The 26,969-nt window shown below is 41.2% G+C and carries 18 protein-coding genes; 17 read left to right on the top strand and 1 reads right to left on the bottom strand.

Going from position 1 to position 26,969, the window contains the following annotated elements; translation table 11 throughout:
• Positions 1-380: 380 nt before the first annotated feature.
• The gene (locus FC093_RS21010) at positions 381-1,238 is read right to left on the bottom strand and encodes an AraC family transcriptional regulator (RefSeq protein ID WP_137263782.1); all 858 of its coding nucleotides are present in this window, start codon (positions 1,236-1,238) and stop codon (positions 381-383) included.
• Positions 1,239-1,430: 192 nt separating this feature from the next.
• Between FC093_RS21010 and FC093_RS21005 the strand changes: the two genes are divergently transcribed.
• From FC093_RS21005 to phnA, 17 genes are all read left to right on the top strand, one after another.
• Positions 1,431-2,831: a glycoside hydrolase gene (locus FC093_RS21005; RefSeq protein ID WP_137263781.1), complete on the top strand. Its 1,401-nt coding sequence runs from the start codon at positions 1,431-1,433 to the stop codon at positions 2,829-2,831.
• Between the two features lie 372 nt (positions 2,832-3,203).
• A complete protein-coding gene (locus FC093_RS21000) occupies positions 3,204-6,251 on the top strand; it encodes a SusC/RagA family TonB-linked outer membrane protein (RefSeq protein ID WP_137263780.1) in 3,048 nt (1,015 codons plus the stop codon).
• A gap of 25 nt (positions 6,252-6,276) precedes the next feature.
• A complete protein-coding gene (locus FC093_RS20995; protein WP_137263779.1) occupies positions 6,277-7,854 on the top strand; it encodes a RagB/SusD family nutrient uptake outer membrane protein in 1,578 nt (525 codons plus the stop codon).
• Positions 7,855-7,932: 78 nt separating this feature from the next.
• A complete protein-coding gene (locus tag FC093_RS20990) occupies positions 7,933-9,270 on the top strand; it encodes a CehA/McbA family metallohydrolase (protein ID WP_262711040.1) in 1,338 nt (445 codons plus the stop codon).
• 38 nt (positions 9,271-9,308) lie between these two features.
• A complete protein-coding gene (locus FC093_RS20985; RefSeq protein ID WP_137263777.1) occupies positions 9,309-11,171 on the top strand; it encodes a hypothetical protein in 1,863 nt (620 codons plus the stop codon).
• An 89-nt stretch (positions 11,172-11,260) separates the two neighbouring features.
• Positions 11,261-11,944 (top strand): RraA family protein, encoded by a 684-nt coding sequence (locus FC093_RS20980; RefSeq protein ID WP_137263776.1) that lies wholly within the window; start codon positions 11,261-11,263, stop codon positions 11,942-11,944.
• Positions 11,945-11,954: 10 nt separating this feature from the next.
• Entirely contained in the window at positions 11,955-12,725 is a 771-nt protein-coding gene (locus FC093_RS20975; RefSeq protein WP_137263775.1) for an SDR family NAD(P)-dependent oxidoreductase, read from the top strand.
• Positions 12,726-12,757: 32 nt separating this feature from the next.
• Positions 12,758-13,768, top strand: coding sequence for a DMT family transporter (locus FC093_RS20970; protein WP_137263774.1), 1,011 nt, complete (start codon positions 12,758-12,760; stop codon positions 13,766-13,768).
• Positions 13,765-14,883 (top strand): mandelate racemase/muconate lactonizing enzyme family protein, encoded by a 1,119-nt coding sequence (locus tag FC093_RS20965; RefSeq protein ID WP_137263773.1) that lies wholly within the window; start codon positions 13,765-13,767, stop codon positions 14,881-14,883. The genes FC093_RS20970 and FC093_RS20965 overlap by 4 nt, the downstream gene beginning before the upstream one ends.
• 44 nt (positions 14,884-14,927) lie before the next feature.
• Positions 14,928-16,061, top strand: coding sequence for a M24 family metallopeptidase (locus FC093_RS20960; protein ID WP_137263772.1), 1,134 nt, complete (start codon positions 14,928-14,930; stop codon positions 16,059-16,061).
• Between the two features lie 10 nt (positions 16,062-16,071).
• Positions 16,072-16,983 (top strand): hypothetical protein, encoded by a 912-nt coding sequence (locus FC093_RS20955; RefSeq protein WP_137263771.1) that lies wholly within the window; start codon positions 16,072-16,074, stop codon positions 16,981-16,983.
• Positions 16,984-17,008: 25 nt separating this feature from the next.
• A complete protein-coding gene (locus FC093_RS20950; RefSeq protein ID WP_137263770.1) occupies positions 17,009-18,640 on the top strand; it encodes a hypothetical protein in 1,632 nt (543 codons plus the stop codon).
• 442 nt (positions 18,641-19,082) lie between these two features.
• On the top strand, positions 19,083-19,658 hold the full coding sequence (locus FC093_RS20945) for a helix-turn-helix domain-containing protein (RefSeq protein ID WP_137263769.1): 576 nt from the start codon (positions 19,083-19,085) through the stop codon (positions 19,656-19,658).
• A 244-nt stretch (positions 19,659-19,902) separates the two neighbouring features.
• Complete coding sequence (locus FC093_RS20940; RefSeq protein WP_206106648.1) at positions 19,903-23,265, top strand: SusC/RagA family TonB-linked outer membrane protein; 3,363 nt, start codon at positions 19,903-19,905, stop codon at positions 23,263-23,265.
• 33 nt (positions 23,266-23,298) lie between these two features.
• The gene (locus FC093_RS20935) at positions 23,299-24,903 is read left to right on the top strand and encodes a SusD/RagB family nutrient-binding outer membrane lipoprotein (RefSeq protein ID WP_137263768.1); all 1,605 of its coding nucleotides are present in this window, start codon (positions 23,299-23,301) and stop codon (positions 24,901-24,903) included.
• A gap of 132 nt (positions 24,904-25,035) precedes the next feature.
• Positions 25,036-25,614 (top strand): HD domain-containing protein, encoded by a 579-nt coding sequence (locus FC093_RS20930; RefSeq protein WP_137263767.1) that lies wholly within the window; start codon positions 25,036-25,038, stop codon positions 25,612-25,614.
• A 73-nt stretch (positions 25,615-25,687) separates the two neighbouring features.
• Positions 25,688-26,941 carry a phosphonoacetate hydrolase gene (gene phnA, locus FC093_RS20925; protein ID WP_137263766.1) on the top strand — a complete coding sequence of 418 codons (1,254 nt, stop codon included), beginning with the start codon at positions 25,688-25,690 and terminating at the stop codon, positions 26,939-26,941.
• Positions 26,942-26,969 lie beyond the last annotated feature (28 nt).

The raw sequence follows: 26,969 nt of genomic DNA, 5'->3' as shown, positions 1-26,969 counted from the left end.
AAATATTTTTGCCAACGCACGGGCAAACAACAAAAAAATCAACCTTATTCAGGATGTATTATCTTCATCAACCAATAACAGGATTATTAACTAAAACCAGTCAACTTTTTTCAGGACGGGTCAAAACTTTAATCAGCTTCAGTTCGGGCTTGACGTTAATAATTAAACGACAAATGTTATCTTCAACAATAAAACAAAAATCAGCTTCAGTAGCTGAGCAGAACAGATCGCTATTATCCGCACTTCGCTAACCTGTAATGTTGGTGGCAATTGTAAATAGACACTCTAAGACAATTCTAGTGAGTGAAAGGGATGCAAGTAATAAAAAGCAGGAACAATTGAGCACTACAGGAACTTTGTTAATTAGGTATCCAAATAACCTACATTTTTTGGTAGTACATCCGGTAATTCTTAGGTTGACAATTTTTGAATTTCTTAAATTGCCGGTAGAAAAAAGGAATGCTTTCGAAGCCCGAAGCGTAACAGATTTCATTTATTTGTTTATCTGTTTCTATAAGTGACTTGCAAGCTTTGTTGATTTTGTATTCATTTAAAAATTCAAAAAAGGATTTTTTCATGGTTTTGCTGAAAAACCTGGAAAAGGATTCTTCGGTCATATTTACCTGTCTTGCAATGTCTGTTAGTGCTATTTTTTTTTGATAATTTTTTTCTATGTACTTATAAACCTTATTAATCCGCTCATTGTTGGTATGATTCAGTTCGTAGGAAAAACCCTGTTCGCATAAAAAGTGACGTTCTTTAGTTTCAGCTAACTCCTGCAGTATTTTCAGAATGAGTATCAGTCTGTCAAGGGAAGGTAATTTATGCAGTTCAAAAATTTTTTCTTTTAATTTTAGTGCTACAGATTTATGGAACTTGATCCCTTTGTTTGACAATTCAAGGAGATTACGGATCGATCCAAATTCTCCACTGTTCATCCACGATTTATCCACGAAATCCTCTTTAAAATAAACGACTAACGCACTTGCCGCTTGTTGCTGATTGGGCGAATTGATCCAGCAGTGCGGCAGGTTAGCGCCGATTAAAACAAGGTCGTCTTCCGAAAAATTTTCTATACTGTTTCCCACATACCTCGTGCCTTGGCTAGTGGCAATGTAGGTAAGTTCATATTCGGGGTGAAAATGCCATGGATAATCAAATTCCTTTGCATTTTCCTGTAGCACAGCTTTGAATAGATTGGAATCATCTGTTGGGATTGGTTTGAAATGAGGTTTCATTAGTTGATAGGTGAATTTCTCTTTTCAATGTGAAATATACACATTTTACAATTTAGGCGTTAGAACCCGCCAAAAAAAAATTAAATTAATTGCCGGAGCAAAAAAAAACAAAATAGGAGAATCATTAGACGGTATCGGGTAAACAATAACTTTCCTCTGAATCGACATTTGGGTGGACACAAAATCTATACAATGATCAGAGCTTACTTTTTTATCCTATTACTTATCTTTTTTATTTCACTCTCAAATGTTTGCTATAGCCAGGCACTGGTCAACCCCATCAATGTTTCCATTCAGGTAGATGGTGCAACAAGGTTTCAGCAAATCAATGGCTTTGGCGTAAATGCCAATACGCGTGCCTGGGAGGGCAAAGAACTGGAACCCGCGCTGAACCTGATGATTGATTCTGCCAATGCAACGATATGGAGGGTAATTGTTGAAACAGTGTATAACTGGGAAGATAAGAATGATAATAATGACCCTTTTACATTCAATTGGGATTATTACAACCATCTTTATGAAACGCCTAAGTACCAAAAGGCCTGGGACATGATCGATTTCCTTAACAGTCGTGGTATTACAAAAAATCTAATGATCAATTTTATGGGGCCTGTTCCTTTATGGATGGGAGGTAAATTGGTGAAGGAGAAATATGAAGATGAATATATTGAAATGTTGGTCTCATTTTTTTACTATGCGCGAAAAGTAAAGCATCTGCAGATTGGTTTGATTTCGATTATGAATGAACCAGATATTGAAAATGAAGGGCCGACGGTTGATGCCAAACAGTACGTGAAGCTGCAAAGAAAGTTTATAGACCGGATGGACAGCCTTGGGTTGGGCGATATTCACTATGTGGCCCCTGATGTTGCCGGTATGGGTAACGGACTAAACAGCTATGTACCTGAATTGATGAAGGATTCGGTTGTAATGTCTAAAATGGCACATATCGGCTTACACAGTTATGCAGGATATTATGCCAATGTAGATTCTGCGCTTAAGCATTCGCCATACCCTCAAACAGATTATTGGATGACAGAATGGAATAACTGGTGTAACGGTTGCGATGACGGTATGTTAGGAGAATACAATTACAATTTTGCAGCTAAATCTATTGGGTTCCTTTTTGAATTCCTGCAACATGGCGCTACTGCAGGCATTATATGGGAGGGATATGACAGCTATTATGAACATCATGCACCTTCGCCCTTCAGCTATTGGGGAATACTTGCATACGACACTGCCACAAGAAGCTATACTCCCCGGAAAAATTTCTATGCGTTTCAACAAGTATCAAAATTTGTACTGCCCGGTTCGTGGCGGGTAGCAGTTTCAAATCAAAGCGACAGCCTTACTATACTGGCATTTTATAACGAAACATCGAAAAAGCTAAGTATGGTCGGCATCAACAAAAGTCATCATCCGGTTAACTTAAATGGAACACTCAACAATTTACCTGTTGTTACCGGTTTTGAAACCTATATAACGAGCAACACAGAAAATGTGCACCACGTTGCAGATATAAAAGTAAAAGGCAAAAGCTTTAAAACGCTCATACCTGCCGATTGCATATTTACATTTACGAGTCCATAAAGAACAACCACAGCTTTTTGATCTTCAGATTATTTCTCCTATCAATAATAAATCTTTTTAAGTGAGATTTCGAATAGCGGTGTTCCATACCAGGCTCTGCATCTGTGCTTTTAAATAGTGCCGACTGCCAACTGTTTTACGGCAAATATATTCAAGCGATCTGCCGGTATTTCGGGTAGCAGCCATGCAAGGGTATTTAATATTTTAGACCATTTCGTAGTGCATTTCTGGCCTTATAAATAAACAAAATAAGGTACACATTGACCAACATCGGGTAAATAAAAGGAAACAAGGGATTTTAAATTTGAAATATTCTTAGTCGTTATTACTGATCTGATAATTCTACTGTCTATCACACTAAAACTATTACATATGAATGTATCCTTAACTATCTGCAATAGAATCCGGAAATACCTGGTGCTTCCGGTAATCTTTACTTTTTTGTTTGCTGTTGCTTTTGCACAGGAAAAATTTACTATTTCCGGTAAAGTTTCCAGTGGAGAAACCGCGTTGGAGAATGTGTCAGTTAAAATTTTTGGTACGGAAGAGGGAACAATAACTGATGAATCAGGAAATTTCAGGATCAGGGTTGCTAAGGGGCAACGGCTGGTTTTTTCTTATGTTGGTTATGAGGAACAGACTGTAATTGTTTCAGATCAAAGCGAACTGAATATTACACTTGAAGTGGCGGAAAGCAATGCAATGGATGAGGTAGTAGTAGTGGGGTATGGCACTAAAAAGAAAGTGAATCTTACAGGCGCTGTTGCCTCCATTACCGGTAAGGAACTGGAGGGCAGACCAATCACTAACCTGTCTTCTGCCTTACAGGGAACAATGGCTGGTGTAACCGTTACCGTAAACAACGGACAGCCTGGCAATGACCAGGGTACAATCCGTGTGCGGGGTATTGGCACCTTAGGAAACAGTGATGCCATGGTGATGGTAGATGGGGTTGTTTCCAGCATGAATGATATAAATCCAAACGACATTGAATCTGTAACTGTATTAAAAGATGCGGCTTCTGCTTCCATCTATGGATCAAGAGCTGCGAACGGTGTTATTTTAATCACTACAAAAAATGCTAAAAAAGGAGAGACCGTTGCGCATTACAATATGGATATTGGTAAGCAGTCAATGGCCGCTACTCCCGACTTTATTGATTCATGGCAGGCAGCAACGTTATACAACGAGGCATTGGTAAACGAAGGCAAATCGCCCAAATACAGCGATGCGGAAATTCAGAAATTTAAAGACGGTTCTGATCCGGAGCATTATCCTAACACAGACTGGTACGATCTGTTCTGGAGAGGCAGCGGGCTTCAGCAAAGCCATTCCCTGGATGTTAGTGGCGGCACCGATAAAATGCAAAGTTACCTATCTATGGGATACCTGTCGCAGGAGGGGCTTGTGGAAGGCTCCAGCTTAAGGCGATATAATACAAGGTTTAAGACTGACATGAACATTAGCCGCCGCATAAAAGTGAGTGGAAACCTGGCCTATTCGCAACAGCAATTCAGAGAACCAGTAAGCAATATTCACGCACTTGACTTTGCCCAGTTGATAGGAACACTACACCAAACAGGCAGGGTGGTGCCCAACATGATCAATGGATACTATGGATATAGTGACGAAGGAAACCCGGTTGCTGTACTTAAAAGTGGCTCTAACAATTTCAACAAAATACATAGGCTCTCTGCTATATTGCAAGCTGATGTTGAAGTATTAACGGGCTTGCACGTGAAGCCGCTCCTCGGCTATACAGCAAATATTTTGGCGGCAAAATCAAAAGTCAATGATGTGCAATACTATGATCCCAGTACCGGCTCACCAACCATTTGGGAAGGTCCCAACATTGTAGCTAGTAACTCCAGTTTTTTAGACAATTTACTGCTACAGGTATTGATGCAATACGACAAATCTTTTGGCGATCATGACCTGAGCCTGTTGGGTGGATATTCACAGGAGCACAATAAAGACGATTACTTATCTGGCAGCAGGCGCGGATACCTCAATAATGCTTTGACCGAGTTGGATGCCGGGCCAATCACTGGTTTGCAGAATAGTGGCAATGCATCTGAATATGCCTTACAGTCTGTATTTGGAAGGATCAACTATGCTTACAAGAAAAAATATTTGATAGAAGGTAATATCAGGGATGATGGATCATCGCGTTTTGCAAAGGGTAACCGGTGGGCAATATTCCCCTCTGCTTCTGTGGGATGGCGCATTTCTGAAGAAGCTTTTTTTCGAGGCGCCAAAAAAGCATTTTCAGATCTTAAGATCAGGGCATCGTGGGGCAAGCTTGGCAACCAGAACATCGGCACTTATCCTTACCAGGCAACCATCGCCACAGGTCAGAACTACTCATTTGGCGGGCAAACGGTAGATGGCATTGCCCCTATAAACGGTGTGAATGCAGGTATTAAGTGGGAAAGCACAACAACAACAGACATAGGGTTAGACGCCGTTTTGTTCAATGGTAAGATCACATTTACGGGAGATTACTTTATACGCAACACTGACAATATTCTACTATCACTTCCTGTGGCAAATGCTTTTGGATTAAATGCTCCTGTAATAAACGCAGGAAGTGTACAAAACAAGGGTGTAGAATTATCGGCAGGTTATCATTTAATGCAACGCAAATTTTCCTTTAACGCTAATGCCAATATATCTTTTATAACAAATAAAATAACAAGCCTTGCAGGTACCGGTCCGTTCCCCAATGGCTCTACCATACAAAGCGAGGGTTTGCCTATTAATGCGTTGTATGGCTGGGTAGCCGAAGGACTTTTTCAATCGGAGGAAGAGATTGCTAAACATGCCAGCCAGAATGGTATGGGAGGACCGGTTGGTCCTGGCGATATAAAATATAAAGACCTTAATAATGATGGTGTAATTGACAGTAAAGACAGGCAATATCTCGGCACCTATTTTCCCAAACTCACCTATGGGCTTAATCTGTCTGCAAGGTATAAGGGGTTTGATGCTGTTTTGTTTTTGCAGGGCGCAGGCGATGTGAAGTCTTTTGTATCTGGTCGCATACTGGGTTCGCTGTACGATAAAAATGGTGACCCCACCAGTATTTGGCTCGACCGCTGGACGCCTGATAATACCGACGCAAGTTTTCCGCGTGTATGGAATTCAAACTCGCAGAATGATCCGTCTGCTACACCTTCTTCCTTTTGGGTACGGAGTGCCGGCTACATGAGGCTTAAAAATGTTCAAATTGGCTATACCTTATCAAATGCATGGTTATCCAGGAAGGGTATCAAACTCAGGGTTTTCTGGACGGGCAAGGACTTACTCACAATTACAAATTTTTATAAATGGGTAGATCCTGAATCACCGCTCGGTGGTAACAGTTATAGCTATCCTATGGTGAAAGTAAATTCTGTGGGCGTAAACCTGACTTTCTAATCAATACAACTAAACACACATCATTATGCGAAATAAATTATACATCATATCCTTACTGTTGGTAGCCTTCTGCTCCTGTGATAAAGACTTTTTAAACCGGCAGCCACTAACCGAATATAGCGAAACAACTTTATGGACAGGACCCAATGATGCCATTGCTGCATGCAATGCCGCTTACTCCAATTTTGAAGATGGTCAATGGGTGGTATATATGGATGATGCAAGCGATAACGCGCACGATCCTTACCCTTGGGAAGGATGGCAGGAGTTTGGCAATATGCAACTTCTCTCACCTAATAGCTGGAGAACTAAATATGATTTTACTACCATTACCACCTGCAACTGGTTCCTGGCTAATATTGACAAAACACCTATGGATGCAAACCTGATGAACAGGCTGAAAGGAGAAGTAAGATTTATAAGAGCGTATCAATATTTTGAAAGAACACAGTTATACGGCGATTTTCCACTGGTAACAAAATTGCTTACTACTACCGAGGCTAACGAAGTAGAGCGCACACCCAAAGCGGAGGTAGTTCAATTTATTCTAAATGAGCTGGACACTATTGCGCCTACCTTGCCCACCACCTATCAAGGGAGCGACCTGGGGCGCATTACACAGGGTGCTGCATGGGCTTTAAAAGCCAGGGTGGAATTGTTTAATGGAATGTATGCCGAAGCTGCGGCCTCCAGTAAAAAAGTGATGGATCTTGGTGTATATTCGTTATTCCCCAGCTACCAGGATATGTTTCGTATGAGCAACGAGTATAATCCGGAAATAATTCTTGATCGCGAATACATTGAATCTGACCCCGATCTTACCATCGGGCTGATGGTACTGGCCCCGGAATCTACGCCCGGCGGAGGTTGGAGCTCTGTAAATGTTACGCAATCGCTGGTGGATGCTTACGAAATGGCAAATGGTAAAACAATTGATGATCCAACCTCCGGCTACGACGTTGATCATCCGTTTAAAAACCGGGATCCCAGGCTGTTGCAAACCGTAATAATACCAGGTGCTGAATATGCAGGCATAATTTTTAACCCCATGGATCCAAACTCGCTGGACTACTGGCCCACCTACAATTACACAGGCTATGTAGGACGCAAATACATTCACTATAAATCTGATTACTCAGACCTTTATAAAGCCGGCCTTAATATACCACTGATTCGCTACGCCGAAGTATTGCTCACCTATGCTGAGGCAAAAATAGAACTGAACCAGATTGATAACACGGTGTATGATGCTATAGACGCAGTGCGTTTGCGTGCCGGGTTACCTGCAGTTGACAAGGCAAAGTACGCTACACAGGCGCAATTGCGTGTACTGCTGCGCAGGGAAAGAAGAGTGGAACTGGCATTGGAAGGGCTGCGCTGGTACGATATACAACGTTGGAAAATTGGTGAGGAAGTGATGAATGGCCCGGTTTACGGCCTGCGTTACAGTAAGATAGATGCCAATGGCAATGTGACCTATACTTCAACTGAGCACGCTAAAATTGAAGACCGGGTATTTGATCCTTCTAAAAATTACTTGTGGCCGGTGCCCCAAAGCCAGATAGACCTTGCAAAGAAAGTTCAACAGAATCCTGGATACTAGCCCTATCTGCTGTACCAGCGATATGTAATTCACTTTTCCAGGTTATTTACTATATTAAAACACCTCAGATTACTTCTCATGCGAAAAAGTTTTTTATTAATAATTGTTTGCATCAGTATTTGTTTTTCTTCTCTCTGCGTCTTGGGCCAAGGCAATGAGGCAAAACGTTCAAAGCCGGAACCATCAGATTGGTACGCAGGCGACATACATGTGCATTTGAACTGCGGAAAGGGTACTATTCAATTACCCGAAGACTCGCTGGCGCAAATGATGGAGCCAAACGATCTGGCGGTCATTAGTCTTTTGGCGGATATGGGTAATGGAGAAGTAATGGACAGCAAAAGAGACTTGCCAAAAGTAAACGGTAAAGATGCGCCGCAATCCACACCTGATCGTATCATTCATTGGGACGCAGAATGGCATTGGGATGCTACCTATTCCAATTTTAGCAACCAGGCGCTTGGTGGTCATCTTGTTTTATTAGGATTAACTAATGCACATCAGATATGGGAAGAATCGCCCTACAAAATACTGGAATGGTCAAGGAAAAAAAACGCCATCAGCGGGTTTGCACACCTTGAATATTTAAATGACAGCATTCAAAATGAACTAAATTGTTGCATACCTGTTGATTTTCCGGTAGAAGCGGCTTTGAGAACGATTGATTTTGTATCCGAAGATGTGTATGGAATGCGGTCGCCCAATAATGGTAATTATTTCAGCGAGGGTGTTGTAAACGCTTATTACAAATTGTTGAATTGTGGATTTCGCCTGGGCATCGCCGCAGGAACAGATTATCCCTGCAATAACAATGAACCATTGGGTACTTTACTCACCTATGTAAACGTAAAAGATAAACTTACCTATCAAAAGTGGATTGAAGGAATCAAAAAGGGTAGAACCGTGGTATCGCGTAACGGGCACCAGGAATTTCTATTGCTGAAAGTAAATGGGAAATATAGCCCCGGCGACGAAATTCAATTGAAAAATAAAGGCAAGGTTACCGTGCAGGTTATTTGGACAGCAGCCGAAGCACTGACGGGCAGGATAGAATTAGTAAGCAATGGAAAAGTAATTGCTGCTATGCCCGGAACAGCAACGCCAGGCGAGCCCCTGGTGTTTGATACAACAGTGGACCTTAGCCAAAGCAGCTGGCTATGCGCAAGAAGAATGGACGAACATGGTCATGAAACCCACACTGCCCCTGTGTATATAACGGTAAATAAAAAGCCTGTTCGGGCAAGTGCAGATGATGCTAAGTTCTTTATAACGTGGATTGACAATATTCTGGAAAATATTGAACCGGGCGGTAAATGGAATAAATATTTTCCGAATGATATAGTAACAGTGAAGGAAAGATACATAAAGGCAAAAGCTGTTTATGAACAGATATTAAAGGAGACGACTGAAAAATAATTTTCATTTCAGAAAGATTATCAACTTAAGAAATAACAATGAAGCATTACAGCAGGCAATACATTCACTTTCTTTTTATGCTCATCGTGTTTACTATCACACTGGGTTATACGTCTGGCTATGCACAAAATCCCATTCTGGTACTCAAAAGCGAAAATAGTTTTGGTCCTTACACGGGTGAGCTGTTAAAAACCGAGGGCTTCAATGAATATCAAATGGAATTTTTAACAGCTAACAAGGTCACTCCAATCTTTCTAAAGCAATTTGATGTAATCATATTAACAGCTATTTCTCTGACTGACCAACAAGCCACTACACTCATAAATTATGTAAAGGAAGGAGGACATTTAATCGCATTTAAACCCGACAAGAAGTTGCATGCTGTTTTTGGAATTTCACAGGTATCCGGAACGATGAATAATGCCTACGTTTCAATAGATCCCAACAACGACATTGGACAAGGACTTACAACGCAAACTTTACAAACGCACGTCACAGCAGATGAATACATTTTGAAGGATGGGGAAAAAATAGCAGCCTTGTACAAAGATGCATCCGGCGCCACTGAATACCCGGCAGTAGTGAGTAACAAGTATGGCAAGGGGCAGGGAGTGTGCTTCTCCTACAACTTACCGCAGAGTATTGCTTATACCCGGCAAGGTAACTACCAGTATGCCGGTAAAGAGATGGACGGCATAACAGGTATTCGCGCTATGGACCTGTTTACCAATGGCTGGGTCGATACAACTAAAAACATCATCAACCAGGCAGATGAACAATTGCGATTACTATCTCATAGTATTGAAAAGATGAGTACCTATACCAAGCCCTTGCCACGGTTTTGGTATTTCCCGGATACCTTGAAATGCCTCGTTACGCTTAACAACGATGGCGAAGACACAAAAGAAGCCCAGTTTACTAAACAGTTTGAAGATGTGGATGCAAAAGGCGCTAAGATGACGCTGTATGTAAAAGAGGTCGATTTCATTTCTAAAGAATGGATACAACATTGGGCAGGCAAGGGCTTTGAAATGTCGGGACATCCTGATGATACGAAGCAGGCAACCAACCCGGATTGGAAAACAATGGATACGGTATTCAAAGGTTTAAATAACAGGCTTACAACAAAGTATGGGATTGAACCCATGCGCACAGTCACCAATCACTGGTTTGTATGGTGTGGAAAGAATGAAAAAGGGGAAGCAGATTATACTGCACAGGTTCAGATAGAAAAGAATAATGGGATAGAGATGGATTGCAATTATGCGCATTATGACAATGGTTCAAATCAGGGACATTTCCTGGGAAGTTTTGGTACAAACCAGGGCAATTATACCGGCAGCGGACTTACGATAAAGTATGCAAACCTGCAGGGCGATGTGATTGATGTGTACCAGCACTTCAATAATGTGTACGACCAGCAATACATGGAGCATGATGACAAGGATGGGTTTTTCAATTGCTTTAAGGGGCTTGTAGATAGAAGCCTCGACGCTGAAATTTATTCCTTTGTAAGCGTAAAAGCGCACAATGCGGAGTATTTCTTTTCTGAAAAACCTTTGGGAAAAATGCTTGACTATGCCAATAGCAAAAACATCCCGGTTTGGACGGAAATAAAGTTTCTTGATTTCATGCGGGCCAAAGATGAAGCTTCTTTTAAAGATATCACCTGGAACAATAATCAACTTTCATTCAGCATACAATCTGCTTTAAGGCATACGAGTGGTATCACTTGCATGATTCCTTTTGTAAGCAAAGGGAAAAAAATAAGTTCCATCACCAGCAATGGAGCCAATCAAAAGTATGCCGTAAGATGGATAAAAGGTTATCAGTATGTACTGGTTACTGTAAGTCCCGGCGCTGCGTATAACATAGTAGCAACTTATGCGGCAAGCAATTAGCATCAGCACATGAATGAAATACACTGAAGACTCCCACCGCATTTTTATAAAACTGAGTTCAAAATATAAATCAGATAATACAATCTAATATGGTACATGAATCGGATCTTGATCTGGAATTTTTGAAAGGGATTATACCACACCTTTATACAGCAGCTATTTGTGATATACTGGATGAATTTGGTTATCGTAACCAGGCAATGCATCAGCGGTTAAGGCCGCTGCTGCCCGATATCCGTAACTGTGGATTTGTGGGTAGAGCCAGAACATTACAATGGAAAGAAGTAGATTACGTGGATGAAGAAAATCCATATAAACTGGAAATAGAAGCCATGGATTCCCTCAATAAAGACGATGTTGTTGTACATTCAACAGATATGAGCAGCACAAATGCACCCTGGGGTGAGCTTATGTCCACGCTGGCAAAAAGGAAAGGAGTGGCAGGTTGTGTTTGCGATAGTCAGGTGCGGGACTGTATCAAAATTATCGACATGAATTTTCCGGTATTTTATGCAGGCATTAGGCCGTTAGATTCGAAAGGCAGGGGACTTGTGGTGGCTTACGACGTGCCCATTATGTGTGGACAGGTACTTGTAAATCCCGGAGATTTGGTGTTTGCGGATTTTGACGGTATTGTTGTTATACCAAAATCCATAGAGAAAGAAGTTATTAAAATGGCCAATGAAAAGGTAGATGCAGAAAATTTGTCGAGGGCCGCATTGCTTAGCGGAAAATCTTTAAGAGAAGTGTTCGATACTTATAAAGTTCTATAAATTATTGGTCATGAAATTACAAAACCGTTGTGTGGTAATTACCGGCGCTGGCTCGGGTATAGGAAGAGCCTGTGCTGTAAAATGTGCTGAAGAAGGCGCTAACGTTGTTGTTGCAGACATAAATGAAGAAGGCGCAGCAGAAACAGTAAAACAAATACAGGCAGCCGGAGGAAATGCTATTGCTTGTACCGCAGATGTGGCAGATCCTGTCAGCGTCGCATCGCTCGTGCAAACAACACTTCAGCAATACGGCAAGGCGAATGCACTGATCAATAGTGCTGCTATCCAGATTAATAAGACCGTCGAGGACACCAGCCTCGAGGAATGGAATACACAAATGTCTATCAACGTGGGTGGCATTTTTCTTTGTTCAAAACTGTTTCTGCCCCACCTGAAAACTACTAAAGGTTCCATTGTGAGTTTGTCTTCCGTGAACGCATATTTTGTAGAACCTTCCTGTGCCGGTTACTGCGCTACCAAAGCGGCTATTATTGGCCTTACAAAAGCTATGGCTATAGATCATGGGCATGAGGGCGTTCGCGTGAATTGTATTTGCCCCGGTTACATCGATACCGGGCTCGCCGAAGGATATTTTCAAAGTCAGCCTGATCCTGCGCGGGCACGTGCAGAAGCCGGCAAGTTACATGCCTTGTGGCGTATAGGTAAAGCGGAAGAAGTAGCAAAAGTTGCTGTTTTTCTGGCGAGCGACGACGCTTCATTTGTTACTGGTTCTGCCTACGTCGTGGATGGAGGCTTTGGTTCTGGCCTGCCTCCTAAATAAGGTTTTTACACCAAATCAATAACTGCACTTGTATGATCAAATTGCAAAAGACGCGCGACTGGTTTCTTGTTGTTGTGGTTAATTTTATGTGGGCAACACAGGTACCCGTTATTAGGTTGATGGGAGATAAGATTGGACCAATGGCTATAGCCTTTGTTCCTATGCTGGTCAGCACCATCATGTTTATGCCTTTTTTATGGGCAGAGAACAAAAGGAGGAAAGTGTCTGTGCGCCGCACCTGGAAAGATTTGGGATACTTTATAATACCCGGGTTGATCGGGATATTTTTAATGCAATATCTCTATACGGTCGGCTCATCTTTAACCTTAGCATCCAATGCTGGCATTATCACCTTAACCATCCCTGTACTGGTAGCCATTTTCGCTTCACTGTTACTGAAAGAAAAAATGAACATTGTAAGAATAGCAGGATTTATCATTACACTTGCCGGTGTTTTATTAACCTCTTTGCCCGATATCAAAGGAGCAAGCTTTTCAGAAAACAGCTATTTCAAAGGCAACCTTATTTTTTTGTTGGCCTGTGCCTGCGCTGCTTTCTTTAATACTTATAGTAAAGTTTTGATAGACAAAGGTTTTACCGAACTGGAAATATTGGTGTATTGTTCTACCATAGGAAGTATCGCCTGCATTCCATTATTGATCTGGGTAGAGCCGCTGCACATATCAGTTATTATTCATTCAGGCACGACGGTTCTTTTCGGATTGCTGGAGCTTAGTTTTATCGTCTATGGAGTGTCGATGCTACTCTTTTTTTACATCCTGAAAAGAATGGATGTGACACAGGCAATATTGGGCAATTACCTGTTACCATTTTTCATTGCTTTACTTGGCATTCTGTTACTGAATGAAAAGATTACCGCTGCAATGATAGTCGGTGGCATCATCATTTTTGCTGGCACCTTGATGGTAACCGTCTATGAGAAGCAGCTATTGTCTCTTTTTACTGGAAAAAACAAAGACCGCCCGGTTGAAAATGATATTGCACAAAAAGATATTTACATGGCAAATAAAACACACTTATGAAGATTACCAACGTAACCGCTACAGTGCTTCGTCTCCCGCATATTTCAGATGCGGCAGATGGTACCCAGGACGATTTAGTTATTGTTGTAGAGACCGATGAAGGCATTACCGGATATGGTGAGGTAGATACAGCTCCTTTTGTTGGAAAGGCTGTGGTTGACGCCTACATGTCTCATGGCACCTGTTATGGTTTAAGGGAAGTAGTGGTAGGCAGCGATCCTTTTGACTACGAGCAAATATGGAATAATATGTGGGCGAAAACGTATTACTACGGCCGGTTTGGTCCGGTGATGCACGTCATGAGTGGTATCGACATGGCTATATGGGATATCATGGGTAAAGCAGTTAAAAAACCTGTACACAAATTATTAGGTGGAAGTTATGCAGATAAAGTAAGGGCTTATGCCAGTGCGCTGATGCCGGAGAATGCGGATGAGGTGAAAAGGATGGTTGAGAAACATGCCGCTCTGGGTTATACCGCATTGAAATTTGGATGGGGTCCATTGGGGTATGATATTCATTTTGATATTAACCTTATCAAAGCAGCACGTAAAGCAGCCGGTGATAAGATGGACATTATGATCGACATCGGTAAACGCTATCGTTTAAAAGAAGCTATCTACGTGGCGAAGGCATTGGAAGACCTGAATATTTATTGGCTGGAGGAAGCTTTACCTGCAGAGGACTATATAGGGTACAAAAAGCTAACCGAAGCCACAACCCTGCGTATAGCGACCGGGGAGGAAGAGAGCGGCAGGCTTGCTTTTGCACGGTTGATCAATGAGACGCATGTCGATGTTATTCAGCCGGATATGTCTCGGTGCGGTGGATTGACCGAAGCAAAAAAGATTGCTACAATGGCAGCGGATAAGAATATTTTATGTGTTCCACATGCCTTTAAGACCGGCATTTTGGTGGCAGCATCTATACATCTTATTGCTGCTATACCCAATGCACCGGTCCTGGAATTTTCTGTAACAGAATCCCCGATAAGAAAAGGCATTTTGAAAACGCCGTTTGAATTAAAAGACGGTTATGTCAGTGTGCCGCAAACACCGGGGTTGGGTATAGAACTGAATGAAGAAGTGATCAGGAAATATGGTGTCGTTATGTAATCTACGGACTTTCATTTACCAGTATATTTTCTAAAAAAAGTAAATTGAAAAACAGGATTCAAAAATTGACAGCAATAAAAAACGCTAAAAAAGTAGATGCATTTTTGATTACTTCGCTCGCCTCGCTTAAATATCTGAGTGGCTATTTTTTTTACTTTGAACATGGTCTGTCGCCATTTCAATTATTACCCGCCGCACTTGTAGTAGGTGTGGAACAACAGGCAAGTCTTGTGCTGGCTGATAATGAAACGCAGCAATTGGCGTTTATTGATCCATCCATTTCAGTAAAGACCTACGAAAGTTATGTGTACCAAAAGCCGATCGATCACACTACGCAATTCCTGTTGCAGCTTGGCGAAGCTTTCAAACAAGCTGGAATAAAAAGTGGCAGGCTTGGCGTTGAATTAAATGCGCTTCCAGCAAGCCTTGCCTTCTTTTTAACTGCTCAATATCCTGCCATTGAACTTGTAGACATTAGTGCCGAAATTGCCCATCTTAGAATCATTAAAGACGAAGATGAAATTGCATCTATCAGGAGAGCCGCTAACTTAAGTGATATTGGCCAGGCGGCAGTATTACGGCTTGCCAAAACGGGGATGAGTGAACTGGAGTTATTTAACCTCGTACGCCGCGAAATCGAAGAGTCTGTAGGCACGAGGGTGCCTTTAATGGCAGACTTTGTAAGCGGAACCGCAACCGCTACAGGGGGCGGACTGCCAACAAGCAAAATAATAAATGATGGCGACTTGATTCTCACCGACTTTACACCTTGTCTGAATGGCTATTGGGGCGACTCTTGCAGCACCATTGTAATGGGTACGCCAACTATGGAACAACGCAGTGTTTTTAACTTGGTTAAAGAAGCTTTGGAAATCGGCATTCATTCTATACAGCCCGGCGTTCAGGCCAGGGAAGTGGACTTTGCAATGCGCCAACATCTGCAGGCAAAAGGAAACTTTGGGCATCATGGTGGCCATGGGGTAGGCGTTATATATCATGAAGAACCGCGCATTACGCCATATAACACCATGGCCCTGCAACCGGGAATGGTGATCGCGCTGGAGCCCGCGGTGTATTCCGCAGATTATGGAATTAGATTGGAACACCTGGTTGCCGTAACAAATGACGGCTGCGAAGTATTGACAAAATTTAATCACTGTTTTCAACAAGGTATTTAACTATAAGCGCATGTATGAAAGAATAAAATATGAAGGCTGGCCCAATTGCATCAGGCTGTACAACGATGAGGTAGAATTGATCGTGACTACCGATGTTGGCCCGCGCATCGTAAAATTCGGATTTACCGGCGGGCAGAATTTTTTGTACCTCGTACCGGCGCATCGGGGTACTACCGGCGGCAATGATTGGCGCATATACGGGGGGCACCGTTTATGGCTTGCCCCCGAAGCCATTCCATTCAGTTATAACCCCGACAACGACAAGGTAGAATATGTTGTACAGGATAGTAGCATCAGGCTGATACAGGCTAAAGAAAGCATCACCGGTATTGTAAAAGAAATGGAGATCACCATCGCTAAGGATGCGAACGAATTAAAAGTGGTACACAAGCTAACGAATAAAAATAATTGGAATGTAGAATTAGCTCCATGGGCAATTACCATGCTTTCTCCTGGTGGAACTGCTATCATACCACAGGAGCCTTTTGGGGAAGGGGACGATTACTTACTGCCCGCCCGCGCTTTAGCGATATGGCACTTTACAAAGATGAACGACCCACGCTGGAACTGGGGTGAAAAATATATTCGGGCAAAGCAGGATTCATTATACACTTCAGAACAAAAAATAGGTGTTACCAATAAGCAAGGCTGGATGGTTTACAGCTTGAATAACGAGGTGCTGATAAAAAAGATGAATTATGATCCTTCCGCAGCATATCCTGATTACAATTGTAATAATGAGATATACATCAATGGCAATTATCTTGAAATGGAAACACTTGGTCCTTTGTCATCATTAAAACCTGGAGAGATAGTGGAGCATTCAGAGTACTGGCTTTTAGCAGAAGCAATGGTCTCGGAAGATGAAGCATCTATAGATCTTGCTTTGCTGCCACTCGTTCATTCTTTTCTTATGCATTAACATTTTCACCTATCAATGTACCACCATGCGTGTAAAGATTAAACATACCATCATTTTTACTTTGTTAGCCTGTGTGTTGGGGCCGCACCTGTACGCGCAAAACTATACCAATAGTACACTTTGCGGGCATACCGTTCTGCTGGACAGCAGTAAAAAGATTCTCCCGTGGAAAAATAATGCTTCAAACGCGTATGATCATTTTCTTCGGCTCCGCTGGAATTTTGTGGAGACTAAAGTTCCCATGAGCCCCGGACCTGCCCCCAGGTCCTTATATCCGCAGTACTATTTTTATTGTGCTTTTATCGACTCGGCCAATGTTCTTTTACCCGATATGTGGATGAATGATGTAGGTGAAAAAATTCCAAACTGGTTTGAATCAGCGCTTTCGTATTATGCCTATACAGGCGATACGAAGCCGTTAAGTATTACAAAGGGGTTGATCGATTATTGTCTTGAACACGGATTGACACCTTCCACATATAGCTGGCCCCATTTTCCGCAGACAGGTGCTGATGCAGGTGCCACAGAGTTCCGCGGTTTTACTACTGCTAAAAGATTCTCTACTGATGATGTGCAGGTAGATCATGCCGGCGATATAGGGGCAACCTTTTACCGCGCATACCTCTTTTACGGAGATACAAAATATAAAGAAGCCGCAATTAATGTTGCCAATGTGTTGGCTAAGAAAATAAGTCCGGGAAATGCCACCAAATCTCCCTGGCCATACGTCGTGAATATGCATACCGGGAGAGTGGTATCAGATTATGGCACCAACTGGTTTGGTTGTATCAGGCTGCTCAAAATGCTGATAGCGGATAATACGGGGGATGTGGGCGCCTATAAAACAACGGTAGCAACAGCACGTACCTGGTTGTTGAAGTACCCTATACAAAATGGTTTATGGGTGGATGGGCACACGGATAATCTTACGCAAGGCACAGGCAATCTGAGTAATATGAGTGCAAGTAACGCAGCTTTATTTATTGCTGATTTCACCGATTTTGATACCGGCTGGAAAACAACGCTTCCGGGTTTGATAAAGTGGACAGAAGATCATTTTATTGCCAAATCTGCGCCAGGTGAGCCTTCCACTATGTGGGGAGCCAATTTAGTAAGTGAGCAGGTCGATTTTATGCCCAAGATGGATTACCAAACGGCAAGATACGCGGCGCAGTGCGCCACCTGGTATTCGGTTTCGGGTGATGAGGCCTATAAAGAAAAAGCCTTCCGTTCCTTGAACTGGGTTACTTATTGCAACGATTCAGTTGGTAAAGCTTTTGAAAGCCCGGTGAGTAAAGATGTGCATTCGTGGTGGTCCGATTGTTATGGGGAAGGACCCAGAATGTTTTATCATGTTTTTGCAGCCATCCCCGAATGGGCTCCTGCGCATGAAAACCATATTCTTTATTCAGAGAACGTATTGAAGGATATCCGGTACAGTGATAAAAAGGTGATGTACACTGCGTTGCAAAAAAAAGGTATAGATTACGTGCGTCTTTCTTTTAAACCGATGGTAATAACGCTAGATGGTAAAAAGATTTCGCCGGGGTCAAAAGCAGGGAGTGAGAGCTATACATTAAGGGAATTGGGCAATGGTGATTATGCTTTACAGGTAAATAGGTTGAAGGCAGGTAAAGTAGTCATCATGATTGAGTAGTAAATAGCTTTGCAAACACTCCGATAATTTTTTCTTCTGCCAATCGATCTCGTTATTAGCATGTATGCGCGTAAGGAATATACATTTTGAGTCTTTCTTCTCTGTATCGGTTAATCCGTTTGGGGTACCGGTGTTTACGGCAGAAGGGTGTTAAAAAACGGGTGACCATTGTTGTTGTAACAGGTACGAGCAGCAGTGCTCAGTGATGCAAGATTGCTTACCACACATAGTACACTTCTCGGTAGCCGTGTTGCATGCCACGGGCATAACAGCGGAATAGGTTGCTGCTTTTGTTTATCTGTGAGCACCATTTTGTACTGCCAGGATGATTTTTTGAGGAGGTAATCAAATACCAAATTAGTGGCAATGAATTCTCTCGCATAGTTTCTGTTTATCTTTATCCTTCTAAAGAAAAATTTTTATCTAAAGAAGCAGGAATTACATGCAGGAAGATATTATTATACAAATCAGCAACAGGCTAAAAGAAGTACGTACTCAAAAAAATGTTACGCTGCAAGAACTGGCCGACAAAGTAGGCGTAACCAAAGGGTTGATCTCTCAAATTGAAAACAGCAGAACCATACCTTCTCTGCCTGTACTGATGAATATTATCAGAGAACTAAAATTAGATTTGAATGGATTTTTTGATACGATTGATTTTGAAAAAAAACCTTCCAATGTCATCTTTAAAAAAAACTCGAATTACCAGCCGTTTGAAAAAGAGAATGCCAAAGGTTTTTTATATCAGCGCATACTATCTACAAGCATAGACGATCATCACGTAGATATTGTGATGTTGCGGTTACAAAAAAATGCAAGAAGAGCGATGGTAAAGACCGAAGCTTATGAATACAAATATCTCATAAGCGGTACGGTTGAATATTCCATTGGTAAAGAAAAACATGTGCTTGAAGCAGGTGATTCCATTTTCTTTGATGCCCGCCAGTTGCATAACCCTAAAAATATCGGTGATGGAGATGCCCTAATGCTGGTTGTTTATTTTTTTCTCAGCAAATAACAACAGCTTTCTTCTTTTCTCATCTGTGCCATTACGCAAACGTTTGTGTGAAATGATTTGGGGTGGCAAATAGTAAATAAAGTTTAGTATATATTTACAATAACTTTATTTTCACGTAACATTCACTTAACAGCAGCCTTCTACTTTTGGCAGTAAATACTTATCTAACTGTAAGTTAAGTTTAATAAATGCTTCGTGTAATAAGTTTAGTATTTATATACATTATAAACAATAACTACTGTCTATGAAACACAGATTTCTAATGAGCAAAAGGCTACTATTATTCTTTGTTATCATAACCGCAGCCTTGCCGTCGTTCGCTCAATCAATGATCAATGGTACTGTAACCGCCGAAGACAATGCTGCTGTAGCAGGCGCTTCGGTAGTAGTTAAAAATTCCGGCAGAGGAACCAGCACCGATGCTTACGGAAAATTTTCTATTAATGCAAAAAAAGGAGATGTGCTGGTAATCTCTTTTGTAGGGTTTGCAGCCCAGGAAGTGCCCATCGAAAATAATCAACCGCTTTCCATCAAACTTAAAAGAGAAGAAGGGCAGCTATCTGATGTGCTGGTAACGGCATTAGGCATTAAAAAAGAAGTGAAGCGTATTGGATATTCGATTCAGGAAGTTAAAGGAGCTGATTTGGTAAAGGCGCGGGAGTCAAACCCAATAAATAGTTTAGTAGGAAAAGTAGCAGGATTGAATGTAGGTATTAACCAGGAACTGCTGGCATCACCAACAGTACTGCTTCGAGGTTCTCCGTTAAATTTTTATGTGGTTGATGGTATTCCAATCAATTCAGATACATGGAATATCAGTCCTGACGATATTGAAACTTTTACAGTTTTAAAAGGCCCAACTGCAGCAGCTTTATACGGCAGCCGGGGAATTAATGGTGCTATTCTAATTACTACAAAACGCGGAAGTAGAAATAAAAAAGGTTATACTGTTGAGCTAAACAGCAGTAATCAAATAAATAAGGGTTTTATTGCCATTCCTAAAGTACAGAACATGTACGGCGGTGGCGAAAAACAACAGTATGCTTTTGGTGATTACAACAGTTCCGGTAATTCTGTCGATGGTATCAATGATGAAGATTATGACGTTTGGGGTCCGCAACTTGATATTGGTTTAATGTTGCCTCAGTTTGATGGTGAATATAACCCAACAGAATATTATGATTATACGTTGGGCGGTGTTACGCATCAAAGCCATATTAAGCCTACACCCTGGATTTCAAGAGGAAAAGATAATCTGCGAAACTTTTTACAGGCAGGCTTCCTTACAAAAAATAATGTAAGCTTTTCAGCTGTTTCAGATCGTTCAAATCTGCGTGTTTCAGCATCACAATCATATCAAACCGGCATCACGCCAAATACAAGTTTAAACTCGGTTAATTTCAATCTGATTGAAAGTTATGATGTGTCTGACAAATTTAGGATTGAAGCCAATTTAAATTATAACCGACAGTTCACTCCAAATATTCCTGATGTCGCTTACGGCCCCAACAGTATAATATATGATGTTGATATTTGGACAGGCGCAGACTGGAATGTGCTCGATCCGAAAATTAAAGCAATATGGCAGCCGGGTAAGGAAGGCACCCAGTCGATGTTTGTGGAATACAAGCGTTACCAAAATCCTTATTTTATGAGTTATGAATGGTTAAGAGGCCATTATAAAAATGATTTATATGGTTGGGCTTCGTTTACTTACAGGTTCAACAAGAACCTTAACTTAATGGCTCGCTCAAACATTACTACCTATAACCTGTTAAGAACTGAAAAGGAGCCCTGGTCGGCACACCCTTATGGAGATGAGCATAATCATGGTAATTATCGTGAAGACCGCCGCGATCTTTGGGAAAATAATACTGAAATTTTATTAAGTTATAATAAAGAGAACCTTGGTAATACTGGTATTGCTATCAGTGCCAATGCAGGTGGTTCTGCCCGTAATATGAAGTTTACTTCAAGCTATAACAGCACTAACCAGTTGATCGTTCCGGAAGTGTACACATTTGCTAATTCCTATTTACCCGTGCGTTCCTTTTCTTACGGTTCAAACCTGTTGATGCTTAGTGCTTATTATTCAGCAGACATTTCTTATAAAAATTACTTTACTGTATCAACAACAGGCCGTGTTGATAAAACATCAGCATTACCCAATGGAAATAATGCATTTTTCTATCCTTCGGTTTCGTTAAGCTCTGTTATATCAGATTACGTTAAAATGCCGGGTGCGATTTCCTTTTTAAAAGTACGTGGAGGTTTGGCAACTGTTAAGGATGGCGGCACTACTCCTTATATTGGCGCATCGTTTCAATCACTTGGCGCGAGCAGCCCGGTGGGTTATGGAAATAATTATTATACACCTTATGATGGTCCTACTTATGGCCTTTCAACTCCTTTCTACTATACAAATTATACATACAATAATCAAACCGGTGCTGTAGCTCCAAACTATGTTATTGATAAAAATATCAAGCCGTCTTCGCGCAGCAGTTATGAATTTGGGCTTGATATAAGATTTCTTAAAAACCGGTTGGGCTTAAGCGGAACTTATTTCGAATATAAAGATGGCCCACAGATATCAAATCAATATATTTCAGAAACAACAGGTTTGAGTTATTTCACAACAAACGGTGCAACAACAAAAAGAACCGGAGCAGAACTATCACTAACAGGCACTGCAATTCAGCATAAAAATTTTGCGTGGAATGTATTAATCAACTGGTCAACCTACAAAGAAGTATATACTGCTTTTGCCGGTGGTGCTAAAGAAGTAGATAACGGAACCGGTTATCCTTACAAAATAGGCGACAGGGTTGACGAATTATATGCTGACATTGAAGCAAAAACGCCGGATGGTAAAGTAATAGTAGATGAATCTGGTTTTCCCATTTACTTACCGAAAGCGCAAAAATTTGGTCATGCAGATCCTGATTTTTCATGGGGTATAAACAATAAATTTTCTTACAAGTCTTTCAGTTTGTCGTTTCAGTTTGATGGAATGGTTGGCGGTACAATTGGTGATTATGTATATCGCAAATTGATTGAAGGTGGCAGAGGCGAAAGTACAGTTACAGGTATCATCGGCGAAGCGCGCTTATATGAATCACAGCATTGGGCCGATCCGGATTATAACGGTGCTATAGTTAATGGTAAACCAATATTAAGCGGCGATATGGTACAGGTTGTTGGCGGTGCAGGAAACATTGTGTACGATCCTGTTACAGGCGTAATCACAAACGGCAAGGCACTTTCTTACACCCCAAATACGGTAGCAACACACTGGATTCAGGATTTTGTGAGCAGCTATTATAACGATGCAGAACATACAAGCACCAGTAAAACGTATGCTAAGCTGCGCGAAGTAGTATTAACCTATACACTTCCTTATAAATTGCTTGAAAAAAGCTTTATATCAAAAGTTGATGTTTCGCTTGTTGGCAGAAATCTTTTATACTTTTTCCATAGTCAGTTTCATGATATTGATGTTGATCAGTTCCCCGGCAGAAGCCGGTTTAACGGCATATCAAGAGAGCAAACATTGCAAACACCAACTACCAGAAGCTACGGTATAAACATCAATGTAGTATTCTAAAATTGTAGTGCAAAACACAACAAAAAAATTATTATGAAATCTATAAAGTCTTCTTTATTACTTATTCTGGTAATAGCAGCTGTTGCTGCGGGCTGCACGAAAAAGTTTGAAGCTTATTCGGAAAATTTAAACCAGCCATCGCCCGGCAAAGTGCCGCCTGGTATTGTATTAAAATCAATTTTAAGCGACCTTGTTGTTTTTCCGGGCGGTGATGCGGATAAGGCGTGCCAGTTTATCTGCTCTAACTATGTTTATTACGGAAACAATGAGTATTGGACCGGAAGTGCGTCACTCAATTATGGCGACCTTAATAATACTTTGCAAATGGAAGCAGAAGCCAGGCGTCTTGCAGGTTCTGATAATAATCCTTATCACGCATTGGGTCTTTTCTTTCGTGCCTTTTTCTTTGTGAACATGACAGAAAAAGTAGGTGATCTGCCAATGACAGAAGCCTTACAGGGTTTAAATAACACGCAGCCCAAGTATGATACACAGAAAGATATATTTAAGCAATCTTTATTATGGCTTGATTCAGCCAATATCATTTTAGGCGGATTGATAAAGAATGGATTTCTCGAGTTCTCCGGAGATTTTTATTATAAAGAAAGAATTAATAATCCGGTAAATGGAGGAAATGGGCTTGATGCTTTAGTTGAATGGCAAAAAGTAGTAAACAGTTATAAATTGCGTGTGTTGATTGAATTGAGCAAAAGAGCCGATGACAATGCTGATTTAAATATACCGCAACAATTTGCTACTATTATAAATGATCCGGCTACATATCCAATTTTTTCAAGCAGTGCAGATAATTTACAATATGTATATAACAGCACCTACAATTATTATCCGGACAATATAACTAACTATGGTAATAACCAGCTTCGTTTAAACCTTGCGGCAACATTAGAAACAACTTTAGGCCAATTACATGATTTGCGTTGCATGGTGTTAGGCGAACCTGCGCGTGGCTTAGGACATAGCGATACCTCTTATGCATCGTATGTAGGTGCGCCATCAGGCATGGATTTAAGTACTATGAATGCGCTTATTAATTCAGGTTTGGCAAATTCAAAATTGTCTTTATATAACCGTAATCATTTTTATTCGGGTTATACTGCAGAGCCTACCTATATTTTAAGTTATCCCGAAATATGTTTTTGCATTGCAGAGGCTATTAACAGAGGCTGGATAACGGGTGATGCAGAAAGCTGGTATGAAAAAGGCACAGAGGCACAATTTGCGTTTTATGGTATTGTTGATGGAAGTAATACTGTTGTTTTAATGAACGCTGCCGGTACAGAAATACCTTATCCTGTCCAATTTAAATTTGCCGATTATTTCAATCAACCGGCAGTTAAATATGCCGGCAATAATAGCACAGGTTTACAGCAAATACTTACGCAAAAATATCTAGCGTATGCCCGCAATTCAGGTTATCAGGCATATTATCAATGGCGCAGAACAGGAGTGCCTGCTTTTGATGCCGGACCCGGAACAGGTAATGGTGGAGTTATACCGTTAAGATGGCAATATCCAACCAATGAAATAACAGCCAACAATGCCAATCTTCAGGCTGCTTTGCAAAGTCAATATGGTGGCAACGACGATATAAATGCAAAAATGTGGTTGATTAAATAAAATAATTAGTCTTATAAGCAATAGTTTTCAGCGGAGTCTTTCCAGGCGCTGCTGCTTTTAAATGTTTTATTGGTGTCTGGCACTTTCAAAGTGCCGGATCCCTCTTCCAAAAAGTATTAAAATAATAACAACATGAATCAGCAGATTAATACCGGATCCGTTTCTGATGAACTTCTTTCTTTATTTGAAAAATATGGTGATGAAGATTATGATGGAGAGCCGGTATCGCAAACATCGCACATGATACAATGTGCCATGCAGGCAATAAACGAGGGTGCAGATACAGAATTAGTGCTTGGTGCTTTTTTACATGATATTGGGCATTTACTGCGCCATCGGCAGAAAACAGAAGCAATGGGTAAGTATGGTGTAGTGAATCACGAAGGAATAGGCGCGGAGTACTTACGTACAAATGGCTTTTCAGAACGGATTTGCGCAGTAGTAGAAAAACATGTGGATGCAAAAAGATATTTAGTAACAGCACAGCCTGGCTATAAAGAAAAATTATCTTTTGCAAGCTTACAAACACTTGAATGGCAGGGCGGTGCTATGAGTAAAGAGGAAGCCGCCGTCTTTGAAAAACATCCTTTTTTCAAAGACATCATCAGAGTAAGATTATGGGATGAAGGAGCGAAAGACCGCAACGCAAAAACGCTTCCGCTGCATTATTTTATCAATGCTATAAATGAATATTTAGATAGCAAAGCGTAATTAAAAACAACATTTCAAAACACTTCCGGCGAAATGGAAGTAGTTGATTACAACATAAAAGAAAACACAATTAATGACAGTAGTTACCAATTCATTCTCTGTAAACGGTGCAACATATCATCCTGTAGAAAGCCCCATCGTTGTTATTTGTATTGATGGCTCTGCCGATGAATACCTTGATATAAGCATGGCATTCGATAAAATGCCAAATGTAAAGTGCATGAGCAAACAAGGCTATCGCGGTATGGTGCGTGGCGCATTGCCTTCTTTCACCAATGTAAATAATTCGTCTATAGTAACTGGGGTATCTCCGGCAGTGCATGGCATCAGTGGCAACTTTTTTTATGATACGGAAAAAGATAAAGAAGTAATGATGAATTCGTCTGAATACCTGCGTGCAGAAACCATTCTTGCTGCCGCCGCTGATGCAGGAAGAAAAGTAGCGGTTGTTACTGCAAAAGAAAAACTGCGTGATATTCTTTCTTATAAAATGAAAGGCATTGCCATTTCGGCAGAAAAAGCTAACCAGGCGAAGAAAGAAACACATGGAATTGATGATGTAGAAGCCATTGTGGGCTATCAAACACCGGCTATTTACAGCGCCGATGCAAGCCTTTTTGTACTACGTGCCGGTGTTGCTTTGATTGAAAAAGGTTTAGCCGATTTTCTCTATTTATCACTCACCGATTATATGCAGCACACGTATGCGCCGGAAACAAAGGAATCATTGGATTTTTATGAAGCAATGGATAAAGAAGTTGGAAAACTGTTAGCACTTGGTGCTATCGTTGGCGCTACTGCCGACCACGGGATGAATGCTAAAGTAAAGGAAGATGGTTCGCCCAATGTGTTGTTTGTAGAAGATATGCTCCAAGAACAATTTGGTGACCATTTCCGGGTTATTTGCCCTATCACCGATCCTTATGTAAAACACCATGGCGCTTTGGGTTCTTATGTGGTAGTGCATGTGGCTGATAAATCAATTATTAATGAGGTAAAAAACTGGTTAGCGATGCAGCCCGGCATTACAGAAGTATATGATAAAGCCACTGCTGTTCGTGTATTGGAACAACCGGAAGACAGAACCGGCGATTTGGTAGTACTGTCTGCAAGAGATGTGGTAGTAGGACGAAGCCCGCAATACCATGATCTCTCTGCATTGGATGGCACGCTTCGTTCTCACGGCGGCAGATACGAAGAAATGGTGCCGATGATCATTTCTCATCCGCTGAATGAAACCTATAAAAAGAAGGCTGCCGGTGATCCACGCAACTTCAACATTTTCGATTTTACTATCAACGGAACGAATGAAGGTGCCAATGTGTGAGCATCAATAAATCAGATTATTAATCATC

It is taken from the genome of Ilyomonas limi (genome assembly GCF_005233845.1).
In the GTDB taxonomy this organism is placed as follows: Bacteria; Bacteroidota; Bacteroidia; order Chitinophagales; family Chitinophagaceae; genus Ilyomonas; species Ilyomonas limi.
This window is presented reverse-complemented; position numbering and strand designations above follow the sequence as displayed.